Annotated in this window: 21 protein-coding genes; 17 read left to right on the top strand and 4 right to left on the bottom strand. The window is 35.4% G+C overall.

Features of this window, described 5'->3' with window-relative positions; genetic code table 11:
• The first annotated feature begins 29 nt into the window (after nucleotides 1-29).
• The 9 genes from GIY83_RS02560 (at nucleotide 30) to GIY83_RS02520 (ending at nucleotide 12,822) form a co-directional block, all read left to right on the top strand.
• Nucleotides 30-1,958 carry an arylsulfatase gene (locus GIY83_RS02560; RefSeq protein WP_208684546.1) on the top strand — a complete coding sequence of 643 codons (1,929 nt, stop codon included), beginning with the start codon at nucleotides 30-32 and terminating at the stop codon, nucleotides 1,956-1,958.
• A gap of 64 nt (nucleotides 1,959-2,022) precedes the next feature.
• Entirely contained in the window at nucleotides 2,023-2,574 is a 552-nt protein-coding gene (locus GIY83_RS02555; RefSeq protein WP_208684544.1) for a DUF1254 domain-containing protein, read from the top strand.
• A gap of 250 nt (nucleotides 2,575-2,824) precedes the next feature.
• A complete protein-coding gene (locus GIY83_RS02550; protein ID WP_208684542.1) occupies nucleotides 2,825-3,418 on the top strand; it encodes a DUF1214 domain-containing protein in 594 nt (197 codons plus the stop codon).
• A 367-nt stretch (nucleotides 3,419-3,785) separates the two neighbouring features.
• A complete protein-coding gene (locus tag GIY83_RS02545) occupies nucleotides 3,786-4,862 on the top strand; it encodes a sterol desaturase family protein (RefSeq protein WP_208684540.1) in 1,077 nt (358 codons plus the stop codon).
• 4 nt (nucleotides 4,863-4,866) lie between these two features.
• Entirely contained in the window at nucleotides 4,867-6,819 is a 1,953-nt protein-coding gene (locus GIY83_RS02540; RefSeq protein ID WP_208684538.1) for an alkyl/aryl-sulfatase, read from the top strand.
• Nucleotides 6,820-6,831: 12 nt separating this feature from the next.
• Nucleotides 6,832-7,548 carry a thioredoxin domain-containing protein gene (locus tag GIY83_RS02535; protein WP_208684536.1) on the top strand — a complete coding sequence of 239 codons (717 nt, stop codon included), beginning with the start codon at nucleotides 6,832-6,834 and terminating at the stop codon, nucleotides 7,546-7,548.
• 202 nt (nucleotides 7,549-7,750) lie between these two features.
• On the top strand, nucleotides 7,751-9,367 hold the full coding sequence (locus GIY83_RS02530; protein WP_208684534.1) for a sulfatase-like hydrolase/transferase: 1,617 nt from the start codon (nucleotides 7,751-7,753) through the stop codon (nucleotides 9,365-9,367).
• 210 nt (nucleotides 9,368-9,577) lie between these two features.
• Entirely contained in the window at nucleotides 9,578-10,840 is a 1,263-nt protein-coding gene (locus GIY83_RS02525) for a YeiH family protein (protein ID WP_208684532.1), read from the top strand.
• 335 nt (nucleotides 10,841-11,175) lie between these two features.
• On the top strand, nucleotides 11,176-12,822 hold the full coding sequence (locus GIY83_RS02520) for an arylsulfatase (protein ID WP_208684531.1): 1,647 nt from the start codon (nucleotides 11,176-11,178) through the stop codon (nucleotides 12,820-12,822).
• 200 nt (nucleotides 12,823-13,022) lie between these two features.
• Here GIY83_RS02520 and GIY83_RS02515 read toward each other — a convergent pair whose 3' ends face one another.
• Nucleotides 13,023-13,487, bottom strand: coding sequence for a DUF1810 domain-containing protein (locus tag GIY83_RS02515; RefSeq protein WP_208684529.1), 465 nt, complete (start codon nucleotides 13,485-13,487; stop codon nucleotides 13,023-13,025).
• A 316-nt stretch (nucleotides 13,488-13,803) separates the two neighbouring features.
• The gene (gene rocD, locus GIY83_RS02510) at nucleotides 13,804-15,057 is read right to left on the bottom strand and encodes an ornithine--oxo-acid transaminase (protein WP_208684527.1); all 1,254 of its coding nucleotides are present in this window, start codon (nucleotides 15,055-15,057) and stop codon (nucleotides 13,804-13,806) included.
• A 414-nt stretch (nucleotides 15,058-15,471) separates the two neighbouring features.
• Between rocD and GIY83_RS02505 the strand changes: the two genes are divergently transcribed.
• From GIY83_RS02505 to GIY83_RS02490, 4 genes are all read left to right on the top strand, one after another.
• The gene (locus tag GIY83_RS02505) at nucleotides 15,472-15,924 is read left to right on the top strand and encodes an Lrp/AsnC family transcriptional regulator (RefSeq protein WP_208684525.1); all 453 of its coding nucleotides are present in this window, start codon (nucleotides 15,472-15,474) and stop codon (nucleotides 15,922-15,924) included.
• 122 nt (nucleotides 15,925-16,046) lie between these two features.
• The gene (locus tag GIY83_RS02500; RefSeq protein WP_208684523.1) at nucleotides 16,047-16,820 is read left to right on the top strand and encodes a dienelactone hydrolase family protein; all 774 of its coding nucleotides are present in this window, start codon (nucleotides 16,047-16,049) and stop codon (nucleotides 16,818-16,820) included.
• Nucleotides 16,821-17,073: 253 nt separating this feature from the next.
• Nucleotides 17,074-18,042 carry a DUF3667 domain-containing protein gene (locus GIY83_RS02495; protein WP_208684521.1) on the top strand — a complete coding sequence of 323 codons (969 nt, stop codon included), beginning with the start codon at nucleotides 17,074-17,076 and terminating at the stop codon, nucleotides 18,040-18,042.
• Between the two features lie 6 nt (nucleotides 18,043-18,048).
• On the top strand, nucleotides 18,049-19,065 hold the full coding sequence (locus GIY83_RS02490; protein ID WP_208684519.1) for a M28 family peptidase: 1,017 nt from the start codon (nucleotides 18,049-18,051) through the stop codon (nucleotides 19,063-19,065).
• Between the two features lie 268 nt (nucleotides 19,066-19,333).
• On the opposite strand, the gene rho is transcribed toward GIY83_RS02490, so the two are convergent.
• On the bottom strand, nucleotides 19,334-21,250 hold the full coding sequence (gene rho / locus GIY83_RS02485) for a transcription termination factor Rho (protein ID WP_208684517.1): 1,917 nt from the start codon (nucleotides 21,248-21,250) through the stop codon (nucleotides 19,334-19,336).
• 181 nt (nucleotides 21,251-21,431) lie between these two features.
• Here rho and GIY83_RS02480 point away from each other — a divergent pair, with 181 nt between their 5' ends.
• Both GIY83_RS02480 and GIY83_RS24835 read left to right on the top strand, forming a co-directional pair.
• Entirely contained in the window at nucleotides 21,432-21,845 is a 414-nt protein-coding gene (locus GIY83_RS02480) for a DUF4293 domain-containing protein (protein WP_065450460.1), read from the top strand.
• A gap of 226 nt (nucleotides 21,846-22,071) precedes the next feature.
• The gene (locus tag GIY83_RS24835; RefSeq protein ID WP_229029191.1) at nucleotides 22,072-22,287 is read left to right on the top strand and encodes a response regulator; all 216 of its coding nucleotides are present in this window, start codon (nucleotides 22,072-22,074) and stop codon (nucleotides 22,285-22,287) included.
• Between the two features lie 836 nt (nucleotides 22,288-23,123).
• Here GIY83_RS24835 and GIY83_RS02470 read toward each other — a convergent pair.
• On the bottom strand, nucleotides 23,124-23,618 hold the full coding sequence (locus GIY83_RS02470) for a metallophosphoesterase (protein WP_208684515.1): 495 nt from the start codon (nucleotides 23,616-23,618) through the stop codon (nucleotides 23,124-23,126).
• Nucleotides 23,619-24,000: 382 nt separating this feature from the next.
• On the opposite strand from GIY83_RS02470, the gene truA reads away from it, so the two are divergent.
• Together truA and GIY83_RS02460 are read left to right on the top strand one after the other, a co-directional pair.
• On the top strand, nucleotides 24,001-24,735 hold the full coding sequence (gene truA, locus GIY83_RS02465) for a tRNA pseudouridine(38-40) synthase TruA (protein ID WP_208684513.1): 735 nt from the start codon (nucleotides 24,001-24,003) through the stop codon (nucleotides 24,733-24,735).
• Between the two features lie 69 nt (nucleotides 24,736-24,804).
• Entirely contained in the window at nucleotides 24,805-26,559 is a 1,755-nt protein-coding gene (locus GIY83_RS02460; RefSeq protein WP_208684511.1) for an ABC transporter ATP-binding protein, read from the top strand.
• The last annotated feature ends 28 nt before the right edge of the window (nucleotides 26,560-26,587 follow it).

Below are 26,587 nucleotides of genomic sequence, written 5' to 3'. Positions count from 1 at the left end.
ACGCATTAAATAATTAAAAATTTAATCTAATGAAAAAATTAAAATTTAATAGTACAATCAAAGGTTCACAAAAAGGGCTTTTGATTACTGCATTGCTTCTTGCACAATTAGGTTTTGCTCAGGAAAAACAAAATGCAGATTTCAAAGGTGTTATTGGTAAAACACTAGCCGATTCTAAAGAATATTGGCCAGATCCCGTAAAAGCTCCTGCAGGCTCGCCAAATGTTGTTTGGATCTTACTGGATGATGTAGGTTTTGGAGCTTCAAGTGCATTTGGAGGTTTAATACAAACCCCAACTTTTGATAATTTGGCCAATAATGGTTTACGATATACCAACTTTCATACAACAGCCATTTGTGCTCCTACCCGTGCAGCACTATTAACCGGAAGAAATTCAGGAAGAGTTCACGTTAGCGGTTTCTCTCATACCATTTTATCAGCAGGATTTCCGGGTTGGGATGGTAGAATTCCATCAGATAAAGGAACAATTGCCGAGATTTTACGCGAGAACGGATACAACACTTTTGCCGTTGGAAAATATGGTGTAACGCCAGATGAAGATGCAACAGATGCCGGACCATTTGACAGATGGCCAACCGGAAAAGGATTCGATCATTTTTACGGATTCCTGGGTTCTCAAACAGATCAATATAATCCTGATTTAGTAGAAGATCAGGTTCATATAAAACCAGACGGAAGACATTTAAACGAATTGATTACAGATAAAGCAATAAGCTTCATTCAGAAACAACAAAAAGCGGCACCGGGAAAACCATTCTTTTTATACTATGCACCGGGAGCAGCACATGCACCTCATCAGGTTGCTACAAAATGGAGTGATCCTTATAAAGGAAAATTTGACAAAGGATGGGATGCATATCGTGAAGAAGTAATTGCCAAACAAAAGAAATTGGGCGTGATTCCTGCAAACGCTGTATTACCGGAACGTAACCCTTTAATTACAGACTGGAAAAAATTAACTCCGGACCAAAAGAAAGTATACGCCCGTTTTATGGAAGTGTATGCCGGATTCCTTACTTATACGGATTATGAAATTGGAAGAGTGGTCAATTATCTAAAAGAAAGCAATCAGTTAGACAATACCGTAATTTTTGTTGCAATTGGTGATAACGGAGCGAGTAAAGAAGGAACCACAGAAGGAACAATCAATCAAAGTTTATTCTCTCAAGGTGGTTCTGATGATGAAAACCTAAAGAAAAACTTAGCCAACATCGACGAAATTGGTACAGCAAAAGGTCTTAATACCAATTATCCTCTGGGATGGGCTCAGGCAACAAATGTTCCTTTTAAAAACTGGAAACAAGATGCACAATCAGAAGGCGGAACCCACAATCCGTTAATTGTTTTTTATCCAAAAGGAATTAAAGAAAAAGGCGGAATCAGAAATCAATACAGCCATATAACCGATTTATTGCCTACTACACTGGATATTGCAGGAATTAAAGCTCCTGAATATATCAAATCAGTAAAACAGGATATTATTCAGGGCTCTTCTTTGTATGCTTCTTTAAATGATGCTAAAGCAGAATCATTGCACAAAGTTCAGTACTACTACATTTTTGGCAACAGAGCAATCTATAAAGATGGCTGGAAAGCCGGAGCAGCACATTTACCGGATTCTTTTGCTGTGAAAAAAGCCTTAGGAAAAAATGAAAAACCTGCCGAAAGCAATTTTGATAACGATGTTTGGGAATTGTACAACTTAAACGAAGACTTCAACGAGCGCAATAATGTGGCTAAAAAATACCCTGAAAAATTAGCCGAGCTTAAGCAATTGTTTGATGAACAGGCCAAAGAGAATAATGTTTATCCGCTTATCGACTGGCAAGATGTTTATAACAGACGAATTCATAATAACGGAGCTGATAAAGGTAAAACGCTTCAGGATTTAGTAAAACAAGTTACTAAATCGGGAGATGCCGGAAGTTCTAAATAACATATGATTTTAAATCCTGCAAGCTTTAAATCCTTGCAGAATAATAACTTATAATAAATAAATTATGGCAGCAACAAAACCAATTTTAAAAAAAGGCCTATTCGCCTTGATTCTTGTAGCAATTGCAGTAAGCTTTTACTACCTGACGATTTGGGTAACTCCTTATTATGTGCAAAAAAAGTTTGCAGAAAAAAGTCTTGGCGTTATCAATACTCCTCAATTTGGAGATCAGCCCAATGATGAAAACAGCCGGGTAATTCCGCTACCAAATCCTGACTTTTTGTATTCGACAATCAATTATGATTTGAAAGATGATGTATTGAAAATTTCAGGGATTGTTCCGGATTCTACTTACTGGTCTATTTCGGCTTATCAGGAAAACACCACTAATTTCTTTGTAGAGAACGAAGAAAAGGTAAAAGCCAAATTCGAATATTATCTGGCGCCTGAAGGAAGTACATCAGAAGTATTGAAGAATATTTCGAAAGAGAAAATCATTTATAGTCCAACGACAAAAGGATTGATTCTGTTTCGTTATTTAGTTTCTAAAGCGTATCCGGTAAAAACATTGACGGAATTGCAGCATGGTGTTACGGTAGAGAAGTTAGGGAGATAAGCTTTGTCATGGTACGCAGATGACATGGATTTGCTATGTAAAGACGCGGATTTAAACGGATTTTTTTATTTTAATTCCAAAAAACGTCATTATTAGCAACGAGGGATCTCAATGAGTAACCTGACAAAGATTGGCTTAGCCCCGATAGAAGTGGAAATCCTTTTGTGGCGGGGTCCGCCACAAAAGATTGGAACGAATAGCGGGATTAGCTCCTAACAAAACAAAACATTCAACTTAAAATCAAATAAAAATGGCTTTAAATCAAAAAATTAAAAAGATAGGACTTGCAGTAGCACTGATCATTCTGGCTATCGTATTCGGTAGCGCCGTTGGTGTTTATAATATTAAATCCGGCAAAAGCGATTCGCAACGCATCATTGGCAACTGGCAGACTGTCGATAAAGACAAAGACCTCAACTCGGCCGATTTGCTAACCATTGCACAAGTGGCAGTTTACGGACCTTATGCCTTAACGAAAAAAGAAGTTATCTATTTAAGCAGCAATACAGATAGCGAAGGAAATGCGATAGATCCTAAAGCTGATTATGTAATTAGCGGGAAAAAACTGGATGCTAAATATTGGAGTATCACGGCGTATGACCAAAATGGTTTTTTAATTAAAAACCCAATCAACAAATACAGCTATAATCTTGAAGATATAAAGTATGAAGCGGATAGTACTTCATATAAAATCAATCTTTCGGGAACTGAGAAAAAAGAAAACTGGCTGCCAATCAACAATGTTCAAAAAACAACTCTGATCATTCGTTTGTACTTGCCTTCGGAAAAACTAAGAGATAATTTAACGATGGAGACGCTTCCAAATATTCAAAAAGTAAAATAATAATCAATAGATATTATAACAAATATTGAAAAAATCAATAAATAAAACTCTATTAAATCCATAGAATTAAAGTGTTGTTTTATTTATTTTTACATTTATCAAAAACACACTGATTTTCAATAGAGTTATAAACATAAAAATTAGAAATCATGAAATCGCCACTAAAAAAAGTTTGTGCAAACAAACACCAATAAAAAAAGGCGATTACATAATTGACAACTAAAAAATAAATTTCACAAATATGAAAAGAGTTGACTTTGAAATTATAGGAAAAAAAATCATCGTGGGAGCGATTGTTTTTTTAGTTCCGCTAGTGATTTTGGCGGGAGGTTTAGCATTAATTAGTAATTTTTTAAAATAAGATATCATGGCAATAATAGATCACAATTCAAGAGGAAGACTAATAAGAGATTTAAGTATCAGTTTCGTAATATATTCACTACCGGTAGTGGCAATATTTCTTTATTTTAAACTGACAAATGGTGCTATAATACAATCGCACCTTACCTTACCCTCCTTTTTAGAATTTACAAAACCTGCTTTCGAAAACATTCGTACCTGGGGATTAACTGTTTTCATGTTGGTTTTGGGAGTTATAGAATTTACAGCCGGTTTATACGATGACGAATGGACGGGTGAGGAACGCAAAATAGATATCGTTTGTTTCTTAGCACCAAAATTACTTTTACCACCGGTAATTGCCTTTTTCAGCTTAACAGCATTGCCTTATTTGATTCCGAATTTAGCCAACTCCCTTTCATGGGTTCCGTTTTGGGGAGGCTTTTTCCTAATCGCAATCGCCGATGATTTAACGCAATACTGGTACCACCGTTTGCATCATCAGGTTCCGTTTTTATGGAGATTTCATAGAACGCATCATTCAGCTCCGTATATGGGAATGACAATGGCATCGAGACAAAACTTTATTTATACTGTTTTCTTTTCTCAAATTTATCTAACGGCTACCTTGACGTATTTAGGTTTAGGATTACCGGCATTGTTTGTTTTGGTGATCAAAAGTTTCATCACTCTAGGAGCACATTCAAGTATCAAATGGGATAAACCTTTTTACAAATACAGAATATTACATCCAGTTGCATGGGTTCTGGAACGCTTGATTTCGACTCCTGCAACGCATCACGCACATCATGCAGATACTAGCGGAGATGGTGTTGGATATTTTAAAGGCAACTTCGGGAACATGTTTTTCCTTTGGGATGTAATTTTTGGAACAGCTTTAATTACGCGCAAATATCCAAAATCTTACGGAATGAAATCATACAAACAAGAAGAGTGGTACGCGCAATTTTTGTGGCCAATATTCAAATCTAAAAAAGAAGGAAGTGCTTTGGCAGAAGGAGTTTTAGCAGTTCCTCTAAGAGCTAAAGCAGAAACAGTTATTGCTTCGAGTCCAATTTATCAGGAAGAACCGGTACAAGTATAAAAATATGAAAAAAAATAAAATAACGACACTGTTAATCGGTTTCACCATTGTTGCAAACGCACAAACGCCAAAACAGGCGTCAACTTTTACCCAAAAATCAAATGAGGCAGTATATTCGAAGTTAAACTTTGATGATACTGCCGATTTTACCGACGCCAAGAGAGGTTTTATCGCCACTCTTGCCGACGGGAAGATTCTTTCTAAAACAGGAAATGTTGCTGTAAACTTAAATGATTTTGCTTTTATAAAAGGAAAATCTCCGGCAACGGTCAATCCCGCTTTATGGCGTCAGGCACAACTCAACAACATCAACGGATTGTTTAAAATTACCGATGGCGTTTATCAGGTGCGTTCTTTTGATGTGGCTAATATTTCGTTTATCGAAACCAAAAATGGTTATGTCGTAATTGATGCCCTAACGATTGGTGAAGCTTCATCAGCCGCTTATGAACTAGTCAAAAAACACGTCGCCAACAAACCTATTCTGGCTGTAATTGTTACTCATAGTCATGGTGATCATTATGGTGGTTTGGAAGGTTTGGTTGCTGCAGAAGATATCAAATCCGGAAAAGTAAAATTTATAACGCCAAAAGGTTTCTATGAAGAAGCGGTAAGCGAAAATGTACTTTTAGGAAATGTAATGCGCCGAAGAGCCGGATATCAATTTGGTTTAAGCTTAGAAAGAAGCGCTACAGCTCAGGTTGATGTAGGATTAGGAAAACCATTTTTAAGCGGAGGTTCTTCCTCACTTTTACAGCCTAATTTTGAAGTCGAAAAAACAGGTCAAAAAATTACGATTGATGGTTTGGATTTAGTTTTTCAGCTTACGCCGAATTCTGAAGCGCCAGCCGAATTAACGGTCTTTGCTCCTGCCCAGAAAATTTTTTTTTCTGCCGAAATTGCCAGTCATACTTATCATAATGTCCTTACACCTCGTGGAGCCAAAACCAGAGATGCCAAAGCCTGGGCAGGATATTTGGATGAAGCGATTGATTTGTTTGGAGACAAAACCGAATTTATCGTTCCGTCGCATACCTGGCCGGTTTACGGACATGACAAAGGAATTACTTTTCTGGAAAAGCAACGAGATTTATACAAATACGTACACGATCAAACCGTTCATTTAGCCAATAAAGGCCTAAATAAAGATGAGATTGCCGAAGAAATAAAACTTCCTGCCGAATTAGGCAAAGAATGGTACAACCGTGATTTTTACGGAACGGTAAAACACAATGCCAAAGCTACGTATCAATTCTACTTAGGCTGGTGGGACGGAAATCCTGCTAATTATGATAAATTACCACAAGTAGAATCGGCTAAAAAATATGTGGAATGGTTTGGCGGTGAACAAGTCGCTTTGAAAAAAGCAACCGAAAGTTACCAAAAAGGCGAATACCGTTGGGTTGTCGAAGTTTTAAAACATGTAACCTTTGCCAATCCGGAGAATGTTGCTGCTAAAAATTTACAAGCCGATGCTTTCGAACAAATCGCCTATCAAAGTGAATCCGGAATTTGGAGAGATTTATATTTATCAGGAGCCAAAGAACTTCGCGAAGGCGTCATTGTTCCTAAAAACCCCGTAAATCGTGCCGCAGGATTTTTGTCTACACTAACTCCTGAAGCTATTTTCGATTATTTATCAGTTACTGTCGACGGAACAAAAGCAGCCGGAAAAGACGTGAAATTGCGTTTCATTTTCCCTGAACTTAACAAAAATATTCTGGTTTATCTTAAAAACGGCGTTTTACACCAAAGTCAAAACCGACCAAATGATAAAACCGAATTTACCTTAACCATTCCAAAAGCCAAGTTTGTAGCCTTATTATCCAATCCCGAAACGGCAAGAGAAATTCTAACTTCAGAAGGTGTTAGTTTTGAAGGTGATCCGTTTAAGTTCAGAGAATTGGCGAGCACTTTCGAAACGGCAAATCCGTATTGGAATATTGTTACACCTTAAAACTAAGAAATCATGAAAAATAAAATATTCAAAAATAGTATTGCGACCGCAATTTTGCTTTTTACAATTGTAGGTTTTTCTCAGGAAAAAAGCTCTAATATGGTTTCGTTAGATGTGTTTTACTCTAAAATTCAAAGCCAAAAAAATCCGCAAATCATTGATGCCAGAGGTGTTGAAGAATTTGCGCTGAACCATATCAATGGCGCAGTAAATTTTAATCTTGAATCTAAAGATTATGCTGCGCAAGTAGCAAAATTAGACAAATCAAAACCTGTATTTACTTATTCGATTGGTGCAGGAAGAAGCGTTTGGCTGGCCGATGATTTATTAAAAAAAGGTTTTAAAGAAGCGTATAGTTTAGAAGGTGGAATCGCCAACTGGATCGGAAACGGAAAACCTTTTTATGCCAACTCAAAAAGCAAATTAACTCTGGCCGAATACAAAAAAATCATCGCTGAAAACAAAGATGTTCTGGTAGATATTGGATCTATTTATTGTGGCGCTTGCAAAAAAGTAAAACCTGTTTTAGAAACCATCAAAGCACAATACGGCTCTAATTTGAAAATTGTAGAAATTGATCTGGAAGACAGCCCACAAGTAATCGCTGATCTAAAAACCGTAAAAGTTTTCCCGACTTTGATTTTATATAAAGACGGAAAAATTGTATTCAAAAAAGAAGGTTTAGGCGACTTGAAGAATGATGTTGATGTGGCTTTGGCTTCAAAATAAAAATTAAACTAAATTGAATTTTAGGTTTCCTGCAAAGTTTCCAAAACCTTGTAGGTATATTTTTTTTACCACTAAAATTCGAAAATATTCTAAATACTTTCAGACCTACAAGGTTTTAAAAACCTTGCAGGACGCAAATAGAGAGCAATCAGATTTGTTCAGGTATCATATTATTTTCTCCTTTTTTTAAAACATCTAAACTATGGCATTATCGAAAATAAGAAAGATTCTTTTTCCAGTTGTAATTGTATTGGCAATTATAGCTGTATTTTTATTCTGGCCCATCAATACCGATGGAACTTTAATAAAACCAGACCCAAAATTACTGGAAGGAAAAGCAAAATTTCTAGCTGAAAAAGTTCCCACAGACAGCACTGTAAAAAAATCAAATATCATTATTATCCTCGCTGATGATTTAGGAAAATATGATATTTCGTTATACGGAGGAAAATCGACATCAACACCGAAAATAGATTCTCTGGCCGCGTCAGGAGTTACGTTTCAGGATGGATATGTTTCGGCTTCGATTTGTTCACCATCTCGTGCCGGGATTTTAACGGGTCGCTATCAGGAACGTTTTGGGCATGAATATCAGCCCGGAGATCGTTATCCAAAAAACAATCTGGAATATTATGGTTTCAAATATTTAATCAATACCAATAACTGGAGACTGAATGATAAAATCAATTATCCAAACGAAGCTTCGATTGCTACACAAGGTTTGCCACAATCTGAAATTACCTTCGCTGATTTGGCCAAAAGAGAAGGTTACAGCACTGGAATTATCGGAAAATGGCATTTGGGACACAACAAAGGATTTTTTCCTTTAGACCGTGGTTTCGATTATCATTATGGTTTTTATCAGGCGTTTTCGCTTTACACGCCAGAAGATGATAATCCGGATATTATCAACCACCATCATAAAGATTTTACCGATAAAATGATTTGGGCAAATGGCCGTGTTGGTATAGGAGAAATTCGTCGTGATACTACGATCATTCATAATAAGGCGTATTTAACCGAAACATTTGCTGACGAAGCAGAAGCTTTTATTGATCGAAATAAAAACAAGCCTTTCTTATTATATGTTCCTTTTAATGCACCACATACGCCATTTCAGGTTCGTAAAAAATACTACGATCGTTTCCCGAATGTAAAAGACGAAAACAAACGTGTTTATTTTGCGATGATCAGCGCCTTAGATGATGCGGTGGGAAGAATCAGGGCTAAAGTAAAAAAAGAAGGTCTGGAAGATAATACTTTGATCATTTTTGCCAGCGACAACGGTGGTGCCGATTATACTTTTGCGACGACAAATGCCCCATTAAAAGCCGGAAAGTTTTCTCATTTCGAAGGCGGAGTAAATGTTCCGTTTGCACTTTCGTGGAAAGGAAAAATCAAACCGCATACGATCTATAAAACTCCGGTAAGTACGTTGGATATTTTTACTACAATTGCTGCAGCTATTCATTCTGATTTACCAAAAGACCGCGTTTATGACGGAGTTGATCTTGTGAGTACCGTGAATGAAAACAAAGAAGCACACAAAACTTTGTATTGGCGTTCCGGCGATGCAAAAGCCATAAGAAGCGGTGACTGGAAATTAATCATCAGCGGAAAAACGCACGAAGAATGGCTTTATAATTTAGCTTCAGATAAATCTGAAACAACAGATCTTGCTCAAAAAAATCCGGCAAAAGTAAAAGAATTACACCTTGCTTTACAAAACTGGGAAAAAGGTCTTGTTAAACCTTTATGGCCAAATCTAACGCATTATGAATTTGATTTTGGCACACAAAAATATTTTGTCGATTTGTAATCCTTCTCATATCCTAACAGGTTTTTAAAACCTATTAGGTATTTAGGTTCAAAGTATAATAATAGCCAAATAAAAAATTCGGCTAAAGCCAATGTCAATTACAAAATAATAACCTCCAGCTAAAGCATAAGGTTATTCAAAAAAATTAAAAACTCAGCCAATAAATACATAACAGGTTTTGAAAACCTGTTAGGATAATAAAATAATACAATGTCAGCCCCAACCAAAACATTCAACATTCACGAAGACTGGACCGTCGTAATTCTCGGATTTATAATCATCGGGATTTCTCTTTTTGTTTTTCTTCCCGAAGTTCCCGTTTTCAAATGGTCCACCGGAATCGATTTATTCCAGGATGTATTCGATCTTGAAAATTTAAAAATCCTGGGATTACAATTTTTATACCTTATTTCTATCGGAACTTTAGGTGCTTTTTTAATTGGTAAATCGGTAAAAAACTTTTCACTAGGTTTTCCGGTTGTTTACATCCTGACTGTTCTCGCCTTAATCATTGCCGGAAATACCGAAGTAAAAGAACTGAATCTCGAAGCTGTAATTTTCAGTTTAGCAATTGGTTTAGCGATTGGGAATTTCTTTAAACTTCCGGATTGGTTTCGATCGTCACTTTCTACAGAAGTATTTGTCAAAATTGGATTGGTTTTATTGGGAACCAGCGTGATTTTTTCAGATATTCTAAAAGCCGGTTCTTTAGGATTAATTCAGGCTTTGGTTGTCGTTTTATCCGTTTGGTATTTTGCTTTTTGGTTGTGCAAAAAGCTAAAAGTCGATGACGAATTGACGATGATGATTTCGAGTGCGGTTTCTATTTGTGGAGTTTCTGCTGCAATTGCGACTTCGGGTGCTATTAAAGGCGATTCAAAAAAATTGTCTTATGTCATTTCGATTGTTTTGGTAACCGCAATCCCGATGATGATTTTCATGCCGATAATTGCTAAATATTTCAATTTTCCCGAAGAAGTTACCGGAGCCTGGTTGGGCGGAAGTATCGATACATCAGGCGCCGTTGTAGCTTCTGGTTCTTTGGTTGGAGAAACCGCTTTGAAGATTAGCACGATTGTAAAATTCTCTCAAAATGTATTGTTAGGAATTGCCGCTTTTGCCATATCGGTTTATTGGACATATACACACAACAATTCGGCGGAAGCCAAAGAATCAAAACCCACTTTAAGTCTTATTTGGGAACGTTTTCCAAAGTTTGTTATTGGGTTTATTGCCGCTTCATTGCTCTTCTCTTTCCTGCTTACTGCTGAAGTTAGAGATGGCGTAAAAGACAGTTTGAAAAATTTACAAAGCATTTGGTTTGCTCTGGCTTTTACGAGTATTGGTCTTGAAACGAATTTTAAAGATTTGTTGAGTAATAATAGCCGAAAACCTTTGTATGCGTTTTTAATCGCACAATTATTCAATGTGATTATTACGCTGATTATTGCTTTTTTACTGTTTGGTAAATAATTTTTTAAACACATAGAAACAAAGCTTTTTGAAAGGTTTAAAAGTCGTTTCACTTTAATAAAAAGCATAGCTATGCAAAATGTAAAACAGCATAGTAATCTCGAGAAATTTGACAAAGTTAAAGGCAATGATGTTCGACAAAAGTAACCACAAGCTTGTCATTCCGAGGAACGAGGGATCTTCGCAAGTAGCTTGACAAAGATTGTCGCCATTTCTTTGCAAAGTTTCTAGTGTGATCCCTCGTTTCTCAGGATGACAAAAATGCAAATAAAACTTTGTCAAAGTTAAACTCAATAAACTCCCACAATTTAAAATAAATTAAAATATCAACAATAATGAAAAAAACAATTATTATGCTAAACCTTCTACTCTCTGTAGTGGCTTTAAATGCACAAAACAAAACAACTTCAGATAAACCCAATATCATTTTAATAATGGTCGATGATATGGGCTATTCTGATTTAGGGAATTATGGATCAGAAATTAAAACACCTAATCTTGATAAATTAGCCAGTGAAGGTTTACGCTTACGCGAATTTTACAATAATTCGATTTGTGCGCCAACCCGCGGCTCTTTGCTTACAGGACAATATCAGCACAAAGCCGGAATGGGATTTTTTGATGTGAATTTAGGATTACCGGCATATCAGGGTTATTTAAACAAAGAATCTTTGACATTGGGGGAAGTTTTCCGTTCGGGCGGTTACAGCACTTTGCTTTCCGGAAAATGGCACGTAGGCTCTGAAGATCAGGCGCAATGGCCGAACCAGAGAGGTTTTGATAAATTTTACGGAATCCTGAAAGGAGCATCCAACTATTTTGACACCAAACCTTTGCCTTTCGGGAAAACGCCTTATCCGGTAAAACTGATTCGTAATAATGAAGAATTACATCCCAAAGATGATTCGTATTATTTTACAGATGAAATCGGGAATAATGCTGTGGCTTTTTTAGACGAGCAAAACAAAGAAAACAAACCGTTCTTTTTGTATTTGGCTTTCACCGCTCCCCATTGGCCATTGCAGGCAAAACCTGTTGACATTGCCAAATACAGAGGAAAATTTGACGAGGGCTGGGATATTTTAAGAGAAAAAAGAATCCAGAAATTAAAGGCTAACGGTATTTTACCCGTCAATCAAACTGTTTCTCCAAGAGATCCTGAAGTGCCGGAATGGAGCAAACTAACCTACGACGAAAAACAATTCTGGAAAGCCAAAATGGAAGTTTACGCTGCCATGGTCGATAATATGGATCAGAATGTGGGGAAAGTTCTGGAGAAATTAAAAGCGTTGAAAAAAGATAAAAACACGCTGATTATTTTCATTTCAGATAATGGAGCGCAAGGCGGTTTCAATACCTATAATCCGTTAGGAAGAGGTTTGGTTCGAAATGATGGACCAGTTGGAACCTCAGGATCATTTGATTATCAGGAACAAAACTGGGCGTATTTGTCGAATACTCCGTTACAGCAATATAAAAATAACATGCACGAAGGCGGATTCAGTTCTCCTTTCATAGCGTGGTTTCCATCAAAAATAAAAGCAGGCCGAATCGATAAAGGAACGGGACATATTATTGACCTTGCCCCTACTTTTTATGAATTGGCCGGAATAGAATATCCAAAACAATATAATGGTGTGACGACAACCCCTTTGGTTGGAAGCAGTTTGTTGCCTGTTTTATTTAATAATGTTTCGCAGGTCGATAGAGGCGCACCATTGTTTTGGGAAAGAGCCGGAAACAGGGCCGTAAGAGATGGCAAATGGAAATTGGTTTCGACTTACCCGTCTTACGAATGGGAACTTTATAACATCGAAACCGATCGCGGCGAAACCACCAATGTGGCACAACAAAATCCGGGAATTGTAAACCAACTTTCGGCTGCTTATTTTGATTGGGCAGATAAAACCGGAGTGGTTGAATACAGTAAATTCAAATTAAAAACGGAAGTTATGCCTGGCGGTGCAGCATTGAAAAAGTAATTGGCAGTAATTATTTTAGCACATGGAAACATAGAATTTTTAACTTTAAAAAGACATATCGCTTATTTAAAACACACATAGATAGGTGTTTAAATATTTGTGAAAATTTGTGAAATTTGTGGCTAAAAAAACCTTCCACAAACAAAAAACCATTCCGCTTAAAGGGGAATGGTTTTCTTTTTTTTACGTTTGAGCGTAATTTATATTAATGCTTCAACAGCTGGCGACATTACTACTTGTGAATCTATGATTGATAAAGTAAGCTGATCTGAATATCCTAAAAAAAATGTATCTAGAACTTCCTGAAATATAGGATGAGCACCTTCTACCTGAGAAAAAAGTGTCATCGATGAACATAATTTACGGGCACCTAAATCTCCTAAAATACCTTCGGCAGATTTTCTCTTAAATGTTAATAATAGCGCTGAAATTTCTATAAGATGTTTTGCTAAAATGGGATGATCTAGGAACTCTTTCGCTTCCTTAAGATCGAAAATGGCATAATATTTTGAAATATTACTTGTCCCTAGTCCTTGTATTTGTGGAAAAATAAACCACATCCAGTGTGTTTCTTTTTTCCCTTTTTTCATTTCGGCAAGAGCGGTTAAATAAAGTTTATTCTGCGCATCTAAAAAACGTGTTATATCATTATTTGAGTAAGCCATTATAATAGAATTGTATTTATAAAAGTTAGTAAGACCGTTTTGGTTCTTTCTTGTGTCTTTCAATTAAGATTAAGTGACCTCTTTTTAAGTCCGTTTTTAATTTCGTTTGAAAGACATTCAAAACTACTTCTCAAGTCGCTTAAAAAGATTATACAATTCATCTGCTTTGTTATATAATTTATATCATGGTGTGAAGAATAGTTTTCAGTCTGAGTGTTCGGTCTCAGTTTTCAGTTTCTTAACTGAGACTATGACTTAACAAAAAAGCTGCTCATCTCTGAACAGCTTTTTTAGTTTGAATTATTTAATCGATATTTTAGTCTCTAAAATCGTTAAGTGATTTCTCGATAATTTCAAGGCATTCCTGAATTTGAGTTTCGGTCATCACCAATGGCGGTGCTAATCTAATTTTATTCCCGTGGGTTGGTTTTGCTAATAATCCATTATCTCTGAATTTTAAGCAAATCTCCCAGGCTAAATCTGAGTCTTCACCACAATTAATTACAATGGCATTCAGTAAACCTTTTCCACGAACTAGTGTGATTAAGTTATTTCTTTCTGCAATCTCGTTTAAACCTTTTCTTAGAATAATTCCTAAACGTTCTGCATTTTCAGCCAGATTTTCTTCTTTAATCACTTCAAGTGCTGCAATAGCAACAGCCGCAGCAACAGGATTACCGCCAAAAGTCGATCCGTGTTGTCCTGGTCTGATCACATTCATGATTTCGTTGTTTGCTAAAACAGCCGAAACCGGATAAACTCCACCAGAAATGGCTTTACCTAAAATTAAAATATCAGGTTGAACATTTTCATGATGTACGGCTAATAATTTTCCAGTACGTGCAATTCCGGTCTGAACTTCATCGGCAATAAACAAAACATTATGTTTCTCACACAATGCTTTTGCTTTCGATAAATATCCTTCAGATGGTACATAAACTCCAGCTTCGCCCTGAATTGGCTCAACCAAAAATCCTGCTATATTTTTTGACGATTCCAAAGCTTTTTCAAGAGCTTCAAGATTGTCATATTCAATTTTTATAAATCCTTCAGTAAATGGTCCGAAATTTTTACGAGCCCCTTCATCATTAGAAAATGAAATGATAGTCGTAGTTCTTCCGTGAAAATTATTCTCACAAACAATAACCTGAGCCTGATTCTCCGCAATACCTTTTACTTCATAAGCCCATTTTCTACAAACTTTAAGGGCAGTTTCAACAGCTTCTGCCCCAGTATTCATGGGTAAAACTTTATCAAAACCAAAATACTTCGTTACAAACTCTTCGTAATCTCCTAATTTATCGTTGTAAAAAGCACGAGAAGTCAAAGTAAGCTTTTGTGCCTGATCTACCATTGCTTTTACAATTTTAGGATGGCAATGTCCTTGATTTACCGCAGAATAAGCCGATAAAAAATCATAATATTTTTTTCCGTCAACATCCCAAACGTATACACCTTCTCCTCTTTCTAACACCACAGGAAGTGGATGGTAATTATGAGCTCCATATTTATTTTCTTTTTCTATCAAAACTTCTGATTTTGATGAAATTGATTTATCAGTTTGTATCATGATTAATTTCTTTTAAAGTGCAAAAGTATTAAATTTTATCCATTAACGGGTGCTAAAATTACAATTTTGACTTTAAAAACCTAATTATAAAGTCAAAAATAATATTTTTAAACCTTAAAAAAATCAAATAGACTTGTCTTTACAAAGAGTTTTCTCTTGTTTATTGAAAAAAATAATTACTTTTATGAATTGGAAAAATATTGCTATTTTCAGAATGTAGTGTAGTCCCTAACAGGACATTTCAATGAGGTACTATTTTTTTTCTACCAACATTTTATTCCTAGCGGAATAATCTCCTAGATATTAAATATTGTTAGAAAACAAACAATTCCGAATAGATTTTTTGTCCAATTAGGGACTACATACAATTCAATAATTAAGAATAAAAAACAGACAATAACTCAATTTAAAATAATGGATATATTAGACGAATTTGATATTAGCATCATCAAGGAATTAGAAAAAGATGGCCGAATGGCGTTTTCTGCAATTGCTGCTAATTTAAAGATATCAAACACTATGGTGCATCAGCGTATTAATCGAATGATCGAGCAAGGTGTTATTAGCGGTATAAAACCCATTATTCAGGAAAAGAAAATTGGTTATGACTGGGCTTCTTTCACCGGAATTACCTTAAATAAAGATTCGGATTCAGATCGAATTATCGAAGCATTAAAAGATATTCCTGAAATTACCGAATGTTATTATGTAACCGGTTCTTTCACGCTTTACATTAAGATTATTGCGACCAATCATGAACACATGCGAAGAATTCTTTACGAAAAAATCGACAGTATTCCAGGTATCGCCAAAACCGATTCTATTATTGAATTGGGATGCGCTTTTAAACGTAATATTACATTGTAATAAAACCATTCTGACCAATGGATTTTATCTTAGAAATCATCCTGCAAAAACCTCATAAGAAATAACTACTGGTATATTTTTGTAACATAATATTTCTGATATTTGTTTAAAATTGTACCACTATGAAAAACTCAGCATTTCTTTTATTTGCTACTATACTGTTTTCTAACACTATAAATGCACAATTAAAACCCGTAAAATATACAGACGGTTCTCAGACGTTAAACGGTTTGTTTGTAAAATCTGCTAAAAAAAGCACCCAGAATCCGGGTATTTTACTTTTACCGGCCTGGCTTGGAATCGATAAAGCGTCTAAAGATATTGCCGAAAATTTATCTAAACTTGGCTATAATGTTTTTATCGCTGATATTTACGGCGAAGGAAACTATCCTACAAATACCGCCGAGGCCGGAAAACAAGCCGGTTACTACAAAAAAAATTACGAAATCTATCAAAAACGTATTGATTCAGCCCTAAAAGAATTAGTAAAATCAGGAGCAAATGCTGATAACATTGTAGCTATTGGGTACTGTTTTGGAGGAACCGGAGTTCTTGAAGCTGCCCGCGGACATTTGAATCTAAAAGGCGTTGTTTCGTTTCACGGAGGCCTGGGCAAAGATGCAGCCCGTCCGGTTGAACCTATTACTACAAAAGTTTTAGTTTGCCATGGTGCCGATGATCCGTTTGAGTCTAAGGAAGAAATTACTGCTTTTCAACAAGAAATGCGTGACTCAAAAGCCGATTGGCAAATGATTTACTATGCCAATGCGGTTCACTCGTTCACTAATCCTGAAGCCGGAAACGACAACTCAAAAGGCGCAGCATACAATGCAGTTGCAGCAAAAAGATCATTTGAGCATTTACAACTTTTCCTGAATGAAGTATTAAAAAAATAATTATAGCCCACGGATGACACGGATTGAAACTGATTTACGCAGATAATTTTTCAAATTTTTTGGCTAAAAAATAGCACGCAGATAACGCAGATTTCAACAGATTTTCGCTGATTTTCGCTGATTTTCGCTGACTATATAAAATTAATTCGTGTTAATTTGTGAATTCGTGGCAAAAAAATCAGCTCAAACCCGTTTAAACGGCAAAATCCGTGGGCAAAAAAATAACAACCAAAACCAAAGTAATTTATAACCAATGTCACACAGTCCGATTAGAAAAGACAAAACCTGTCTGAATTGCAGGCACGTTGTAGAACAAAAATTTTGCCCAAACTGTGGGCAGGAAAACACAGATTCACGAAAAACCTTTCATCATTTATTCATTCATTTCTTTGAAGATTTAACGCATTACGAAAATGCATTTTGGCGTACCATTAAAAATCTTTTATTTAAACCTTCTTCTTTAACTAAAGAATATCTTTCGGGAAAAAGATTATCCTATTTGGCTCCTGTGCGCCTTTATATTTTTATCAGTTTTATCACTTTTTTATTAATTACCCTTTTTCCATCCAATGTGAATGAAAAAATTGTAAAAAGTGAAAAAGCCCTAAATGAAGAAATCTCTAAAAATGATGCGACTGTAAATAAGAAAACAGATAAGAGGTATTTCCATTTTAAAACAATGAAAGAAATTGATTCTATTCAGAAATATGGAAAAGAAAACGAAAAGCTTAATGCTTCTAGCTATTGGTTTTCTGAAAAGGCAATACATGTCACTGAAAAATATACTAAAAAAGAGATTTATGAAAAATTCATAGAATCTTTCGTTCACAATCTTCCTAAAATTTTATTTATTATTATGCCCTTTTTTGCCTTTTTCTTGTGGCTTTTCCACAGCAAAAAAAAATGGTATTATTTTGATCACGGAATTTTCACACTCCATTATTTTTCTTTCCTATTGCTCATTTTTCTTATCATGTTTATTTCAGACCGTTTTTTTGGTCTCTTTGGAGAAAACAGTCCTTTATCTTATGTCTCAGGAATCATAATTTTTGTTGGAACAATCTGGATGTTATACTATTTTTATCCTGCACATCATCGGTTTTATGGCGAATCCAGAATAGTTTCTTTTGTGAAAAGTATCTTATTATTTATAATAAATTCACTTTTTATTATATTTTTACTTTGTTTATACATTCTTTTCACATTCATCAATTTACACTAATATCAAATGAAAAAAATTATAGTTCTATTATTAATTGGCACTGCATTTTCTTGTAAGAATATGCAATCTGTTGCATCAAAAGACAATTCGGACCCTAGCAAATACATAAAAGCGATTAGCGAAAAAGACCTGAAAACCATGTTGTACGTGATTGCTTCTGATGAAATGGAAGGTCGCGAAACAGGATCTAAGGGACAGAAAAAAGCAGGTCTCTATATGATCGAACAATACAAAAAAAGTGGAGTTTCGTTTCCTAAAGGAGCAACAGATTATTACCAACATATTCCTGCCGCTTTCCTAAATGCAAGACGCAACGAAAACTTACCGGATTCAGAGAATATCTGGGCTTATATTGAAGGTTCTGAAAAGCCGGATGAAGTATTGGTTATTTCTGCTCACTACGATCATGTAGGTATCAAAAATGGCGAAATTTATAACGGAGCCGATGATGACGGATCAGGAACAGTAGCCGTTATAGAAATGGCAAAAGCTTTTGCAAAAGCTAAGAAACAAGGACATGGACCTAAACGATCTATCTTATTTTTGCACGTAACGGGCGAAGAGCATGGTTTACACGGATCTCGTTATTATTCTGAAAATCCATTGTTTCCTATCGCTAATACTATTGCAGATATTAATATCGATATGATTGGCCGTCGCGATGTAGAACATGCTAAAACAAACAACTACGTATACGTAATTGGTGCCGACAGATTATCAAGTGATTTGCATAATATTGTGGTGGCTCAAAACGAAAAATACACCAAAATAGACTTAGATTTTAAATTTAATGATCCTAAAGATCCAAATCATTTTTACGAGCGTTCTGATCATTATAATTTTGCAAAACATGGTATTCCGTCAGTATTCTTCTTCAACGGAGTTCACGAAGATTACCACCAAAAAGGCGACGAACCTGAAAAAATTGAGTACGATGCTTTAACCAAAAGAACAAAACTAGCTTTTTCAATCGCCTGGGATTTAGCCAATAGAGAGAATAGACCGGTAGTGGATAAGAAGTAAGGCTCAAAGCAGCAAAGATTCAAAGGGACAAAGTTTTTTTTTCGAAATGGATAATTTCTGATTTGCAAAAGTTTTACGGTAGAGACGCACAGCAATGCGTCTTTGTAGAATCGAGAAGACTTCTTGACTTACAAAAAAAGCTATACATTTTGTCAAGTTCCCAAAACAAAAAAGGGATGAGTTTTTAAAACTCATCCCTTTTTTTATATTATAGATCCCAAAAAGAAAACCTCAGAACCTTTGTAACTTTGAACCTTTGTCCCTCTCCTTAGTCATTCATAGAAATCAAAAACTCTTCGTTGTTTCTTGTTTTCTTGAAACGCTCGTTTACAAAATCCATAGATTCTACCGGGTTCATATCTGATAGATATTTACGCATGATCCACATTCTTTGTAATGTTTTTTCGTCTAATAATAAGTCGTCACGACGTGTACTTGACGAAGTAAGATCGATTGCAGGGAAAATACGTTTGTTGGCAATTTTACGATCTAACTGAAGTTCCATGTTACCGGTACCTTTAAATTCTTCAAAGATTACCTCATCCATTTTAGAACCAGTTTCTGTCAATGCAGTTGCAATGATACTTAATGAACCACCGTTTTCTACATTTCTTGCTGCTCCAAAGAAACGTTTTGGTTTTTGTAATGCATTCGCATCAACACCACCACTTAATACTTTTCCTGATGCAGGCTGAACTGTATTGTAAGCTCTTGCCAAACGTGTAATCGAATCTAAAAGAATCACTACATCGTGACCACATTCTACCAAACGTTTTGCTTTTTCAAGAACGATATTTGCAATTTTTACGTGCTCTTGTGGTTCTCTGTCAAAAGTAGAAGCAATTACTTCTCCACGCACGCTGCGTTGCATATCTGTAACCTCCTCAGGACGCTCATCGATCAAAAGAACAATAAGATAAACTTCAGGATGATTGGCTGCGATTGCATTTGCAATGTCTTTTAATAACATTGTTTTACCCGTTTTAGGCTGAGCGACAATCATACCACGTTGTCCTTTCCCTATTGGAGAAAATAAATCGATAATACGGGTTGACACTGAACTGCCTTTTTCGGCTAATTTGAATTTTTCTGAAGGAAAAACTGGTGTCAGGTGCTCAAAAGAAACTCTATCGCGAACCACCTGAGGATCGTGACCATTGATTTTAAGTACACGAACTAATGGGAAAAACTTCTCGCCTTCTTTAGGAGGACGAACCACTCCTTTTACAGTATCTCCGGTCTTAAGACCAAATAATCTGATTTGTGAGGTTGATAAATAAATATCATCCGGAGAGGCTAAATAATTATAATCTGATGAACGTAAAAAACCATAACCATCCGGCATCATTTCAAGAACACCTTCACTTTCGATAATTCCGTCAAACTCAAAGTCTGAATCTCTGAAATTATTCTTTTTGTTTTTATGATTTGGATTTTGATTCCCGTTATTCCCATTTCCGTTACCATTTGCATTTGGATTAGCATTCGGGTTTGGATTTTGATTTGGGTTTGGATTCTGGTTTGGATTCTGGTTTGGATTTTTATTTTGGTTCGGATTGACCTTTTTAACTGCAATTGGTGCTTCTGTTTTTTCAGCAGTTGAAGTTTCTGCTACAGCTTCGCCTTCCGGAATTGCTTCTTTTGTGGCTTCTTTTTCTTTTTGCAAAGCGACTTTTTTCTCGTATGCTGATTTATTGAATTTTACGACTTTTGGTCCTTTTTTCTCTACTGTCGCATTTTCCTGAGTTTCCTGAACTTCTGAATTTTCAGGAGCCTCTGTTACTTCCGTAATTTCTGCAGCTGCTTTTGCTATTGGTGCCTGTTTGGCTTTAGGAGCAATTTTGGCTGATGAAGTTATTTTTGCTGCCGGAGCTTGTTTTACAACGACAGGAGTTTCTGTTTTTTCCGCAGTTTCCTCTATGGTATCAAATTCTAAGACTGGAGCATTTTTACTAATAGCTGCTTTTTTCACAGGAACAATCCTTGCTCTTTTAGGCTTATCATCGACATTTTCCTTTTCAGTTACAGCACTAGGAGACGGTGCTACAGTGGTTTGCTGATGTGCTAAAATCTGACTGATTAAGGTCTCTTTTTTGACACCAGTAAACTTTATAGTTTTAGCTAACTTAGCTATTTCTTGAAGCTCAGAAAGCTTCATTTCTTTTAATGCAGAAATATCAAACATGAATGTTCTATGAATTTAATTATTTTAACGGAATACTGTAAAAAGATAGGTAGATAATAGTTTTCGATTGACCGCAGTATGAAGTGCTTACGGTATTATGATGCAATAATACGAATAAAATTTAATCATACAATAGTATTTTAAAAAAAGAAAATATATTTTTGTAAAACAATTTTACACCATGATACAACGAATTCAAACCGTTTATTTAATTCTTACGTTTATTGCAACAAGTGTTTTGATGCTTTTTATTCCGTTATGGACATTAAAAGGGGGAGCATTATTTTACTTTAATCAAGATCCAATATATAATGTAATAGTTGGATTAAGTACTATGCTTACTATTGTTAGTATTATTTCATATAAAAAAAGACAAAATCAGTTTGTAATGAACAGACTGAATATAATATTAAATTTAATTTTATTAGGATTGTTTGTATATCGTTCTCTAAATTTATCTGGAGAAACACTAGCTGTTTCAGAGAAAGGTATTGGGATGTTTCTACCAATTGTTGCTATCGTATTATTAGTTTTAGCTAATAAGGCCATCAAGAAGGATGAAGATCTTGTAAAATCTGTAGATCGTTTGAGATAAACCTATAAACTTAAGTTTTTTGTGCGAAGAGAACCCGAATTGTATAATTCGGGTTTTTTTGTACCTTACATTTTGATGAATTTGATGGAATCGTTAAAACAAGCCTAGTAAATAATCCTGTAGGATAATTTTTGATAAATTAAATTTTCAGTCCAAAACATAACACAGGAACTTAAGGATATCTCTTGCTGACAATCATAAAGTACTTACTGATAGTCTTACCAATTTGCTGCAAACGGTAAATAACTTTGAAGTTGTAGGCAATTCATTGGACGGTACAACTGTCTATAATAATGTCATTCAAGACAATACCGACATTTTGGTCCTGGATATCAGTATAACCAAAAAAGATGGTATCGAAGTATTAAAGGAGTTTAGTGAAAAGGAATTTCCGTGCAAAGTCATTATTTTGTCTAGTTACGATGATTTAAAAATCATATAGGAGGTAATGAAATTGGGAGCAAAAGTATATCTCACAAAAAAGTGCGCAGGCGAAAATATCATAGAGGCCATCGAAGCAGTTTATCAGGAGCTGGAATAATTTTGTAATGCTGTGCGGGAGATAATCTTTAATAGCTTTGCGAATAATACCTCCTAGTTGTATTAAGAGATTGAAAATCTATTGAAAAATTCACATTTGAGTTATGTTTTAATTAGAGTTCTTCTATTGTTGCTTTTATTCACTATTGTAAGCGGAAACACTTTATCTAGCCAGCAAAACCAATCTATTTCTTCAAAAGAAACAGCAATAATAACGCAATTCGAAAAGTAAACTTACTGAGGTTGGAAAACTTGAACAATTGCGAAATAAAAAATAGTTAGCCTATCTACTGTTCTGGTTATCATTATTTTCTTTTTATTTTATTTCTTTTACCAGAACAACAAACTCAAGCAAAAGATCAAGAGAAAAAATACCAAACAAAAAAATATTGCTTAATATTATCAATGCAGGAATTGATACAATCAAAATTTGCAGACAGGAAAGTCAAAAAATTCGAAATCAAGGTCTATTTTGTTGTATCCGAATTATTCAGCAATATCATTAAGCACGGTGACACAAAAAAGGTCAGATCACGTTATATGAAAACAACCATTATTTTATCATTAAGATACATGATGACAGAAAAGGTTTTAAAACCGAAAAACTGAACGAAGCCGAAGGTTTTGGCCTGAACCGGATTAGGGCCCTAACTAAAAAATACAAAGTCAGTTTATCAATTGTTTCAAAAGCCAATGAAGGAACTTCGATTAAGATAAAAATACCGCTGCCTCATTAAATTATTTTTTGCCGATTTCTACAATCTCGAGATCTTTTATTTTATCATCATCAATTACAAATCTCAACATGGTTCTTACCTGATGAAATCCACTTTTTCCTGCCGCCCCGGGATTCATGTGCAATAAATTATTTTTTTTATCGAATATTACTTTTAAGATATGCGAATGTCCACAGATAAACAATTTAGGCGGATTCAGTGCCATTTCTTCTCTAATAGCCGGATTGTATTTTCCGGGATAACCCCCAATATGAGTAATCCAAACAGAAACATTTTCGCATAAAAAACGATTATGCAACGGAAATTCTAGTCTTGCTTGTGCATCATCGATATTGCCGTAGACGCAACGCAAAGGTTTTAGTTTTTTTATAGTATCCGTAACATTCAGATCCCCAATATCTCCTGCATGCCAAACTTCGTCTGCCTGATTTACATATTTTAAAATAGTATCATCAATATGACTATGAGTGTCGGAAAGGAGGAGGATTTTTTTCATTACTAAGTGGCTGAGTTGCTAAGATACTAAGGTTCTAAGTTTTTTTTTTCAAAGGGAGCAAAGATACAAAGGTTTTTTTCTAAAAAAAGGTTCAAAGGCCCAAAGTACTAACAAAGGTGCAGAGGTTTTCTTTGAGATTTATCAATGTAGAAACGTAACTAATTTTTCAAAATCTTAAACACATTACTATGCCTATCTAGGATTTACAATATCATAAACCTTTATGCCTTTGCATCTTTGAACCTTTGAACCTACAAAGACCTTAGACGCAATGCTGTGCGTCTCTACGATTTACAATGTAAAAAACCTTTGTCCCTTTGCAACTTTGAACCTATAAAGAAATCTTTGTACCTTTGCACCTCAGAACCTCTGTCCCTTAAAAATGAGATATTTTATTCAATTTGCCTATAACGGAACACATTATCATGGATGGCAATTTCAGCCTAACGCTTCTTCTGTTCAGGAAACTTTAAACAAAGCCCTTTCGGTTTTACTAAATGCGCCTATCAATGCAATGGGTGCCGGAAGAACTGATACTGGTGTTCATGCCAGGGAAATGTATGCTCATTTTGATTTTGATACTCAAATTGATGTGCCGACTTTAATACATAAGCTGAATTCGTATTTGCCAAAAGACATTGCGATTTTTGATATTATTCTGGTTCAGGACGAAGCGCATTGTCGATTTGATGCCACAAAGAGAACGTATGAATACCATATCAATACTGTTAAAAATCCATTTTTGCAGGAATTGAGTTGGTATTTTAATCAAAAATTAGACGTAGATTTGATGAATGAAGCCGCGACAATCTTACTGAATCATACGGATTTTCAATGTTTCTCGAAGGTAAATACAGATGTAAACACATTTGATTGCACGATTTTTGAGGCGTACTGGAAAACAGAAAATAAGAACCTGATTTTTACTATTTCGGCAAATCGTTTTTTACGAAATATGGTTCGCTCTATTGTAGGCACTTTGGTCAATATTGGTTTACATAAAATTTCCCTAACCGATTTTGAAAATATTATTGCCAGTAAAAGCAGAGAAAAAGCCGGGTTTTCGGTGCCGGCACACGGATTATATTTAACCGAAATTGATTACGATTATTTATAGCTGTAAGCTGTAGGCAGTAAGCAGTAAGCTTAACTCCTAAAGCCTAAAGCTTAAAGCTTAAAAAAATAAATGAAAGCAAAAGCATTTGATACCGGATTATTCAAACGAATTTTAAAATATACTAAACCTTATAAATGGCGCTATTACGGCGTTATTATTTTTGCAGTTTCTTTATCGATTTTTGCAGCCCTTCGCCCCTATTTATTAAAACAAACGGTCGACGGCTATATCAAGACACATGATAAGGAAGGGTTGCTGATGTACATTGTATTGATGGGAGTGGTTCTTTTGATGGAAGTTTTCTCTCAGTTTTATTTTGTGTATTGGGCCAACTGGCTAGGTCAGGATATTGTAAAAGACATTCGTACGAAACTCTTTAAGCATATTTTGAGTTTTAGAATGAAATATTTTGATTTGGTTCCGGTGGGACAACTGGTGACCAGATCAGTATCTGACATTGAATCGATCGCGCGTATTTTTAGTCAGGGATTGTTCATGATTATTAGCGACTTGATGAAAATGCTGGTAGTGCTGATTTTTATGTTTTACATGAACTGGAAACTGACCTGGATTGTGGTGGTTGCAATGCCAATTCTGGTTTTTATTACCCGAATTTTTCAGCGTAAAATGCAGGTGGCTTTTGAGGAAGTACGTACACAAATTGCCAACATGAACTCATTTGTACAGGAACGTGTTACGGGAATGAAGATTGTACAGCTTTTTAACCGTGAGAAAATTGAAGCTGATAATTTTAAAGTCATCAACGATAAACACAGGGTGGCGTGGATAAAAACGATTTTATATAACTCGATCTTTTTCCCGATTGCCGATATTATTTCTTCGATTACTTTAGGTTTAGTGGTAGTTTATGGTGGATTTAAAATCTTGAACGGCGATCATTTTACTACTTTTGGTGATTTATTCTCCTACACAATGTTTATTGGTATGTTGTTTAACCCATTGCGCCAGATTGCGGATAAATTCAACGAGATGCAATTGGGAATGATTGCTGCCAATCGTGTTTTTGATATTATAGATACGCAGGATCATATTCAGGATACGGGAACGCTTGAAGCTCCTGTTTTTGACGGAAGTATCGAATTTAAGGATGTTCGTTTTAGTTACATCCCGGAAGAGGAAGTGATAAAAGGTATCGACTTATCTGTGGCTTCAGGACAAACGGTGGCTATTGTAGGTTCTACAGGCGCAGGAAAATCAACAATCATCAATTTGCTGAATCGTTTTTACGAGATCAATAGCGGAACTATATTTATTGATGGTCATAATATAGAGAACTATACACTGGCTTCGTTACGAAAACAAATTGCGGTGGTTTTACAGGATGTATTTTTGTTTGCCGATACGATTTACAACAACATTACTTTGCATAATCCCGAAATTACGCGCGACAAAGTGCTCGATGCAGCAAAGAAAATTGGCGTACACGATTTTATCATGAGTTTGCCGGATAATTATGATTTTGATGTTAAGGAACGTGGTGTGATGCTTTCATCCGGACAACGTCAATTAATTGCGTTTTTAAGATCATATGTGAGTAATCCGAGTATTTTGATTTTGGATGAGGCAACATCGTCTATAGATACGTATTCTGAAGAATTGATCCAGCGTGCGACAGAAACGATTACCAAAGGAAGAACTTCGATTATTATCGCACATAGATTGGCGACAATTGTAAATGCAGATAAGATTGTGGTAATGGATAAGGGGTTAATCGTTGAGCAGGGAACGCATCAGGAATTGCTGAATAAAGTCGACGGATATTACAAAAACCTCTACGACTCGCAATTTTCAGTCGCTAATTGAAATTTGAAATGCTAAAAAAGTTCTTAAA

The organism is Flavobacterium sp. SLB02 (assembly GCF_009664855.1).
GTDB lineage: Bacteria > Bacteroidota > Bacteroidia > Flavobacteriales > Flavobacteriaceae > Flavobacterium.
The sequence above is the reverse complement of the archived record's forward strand: the minus strand, read 5'-3'. Positions and strand labels throughout refer to the sequence as shown.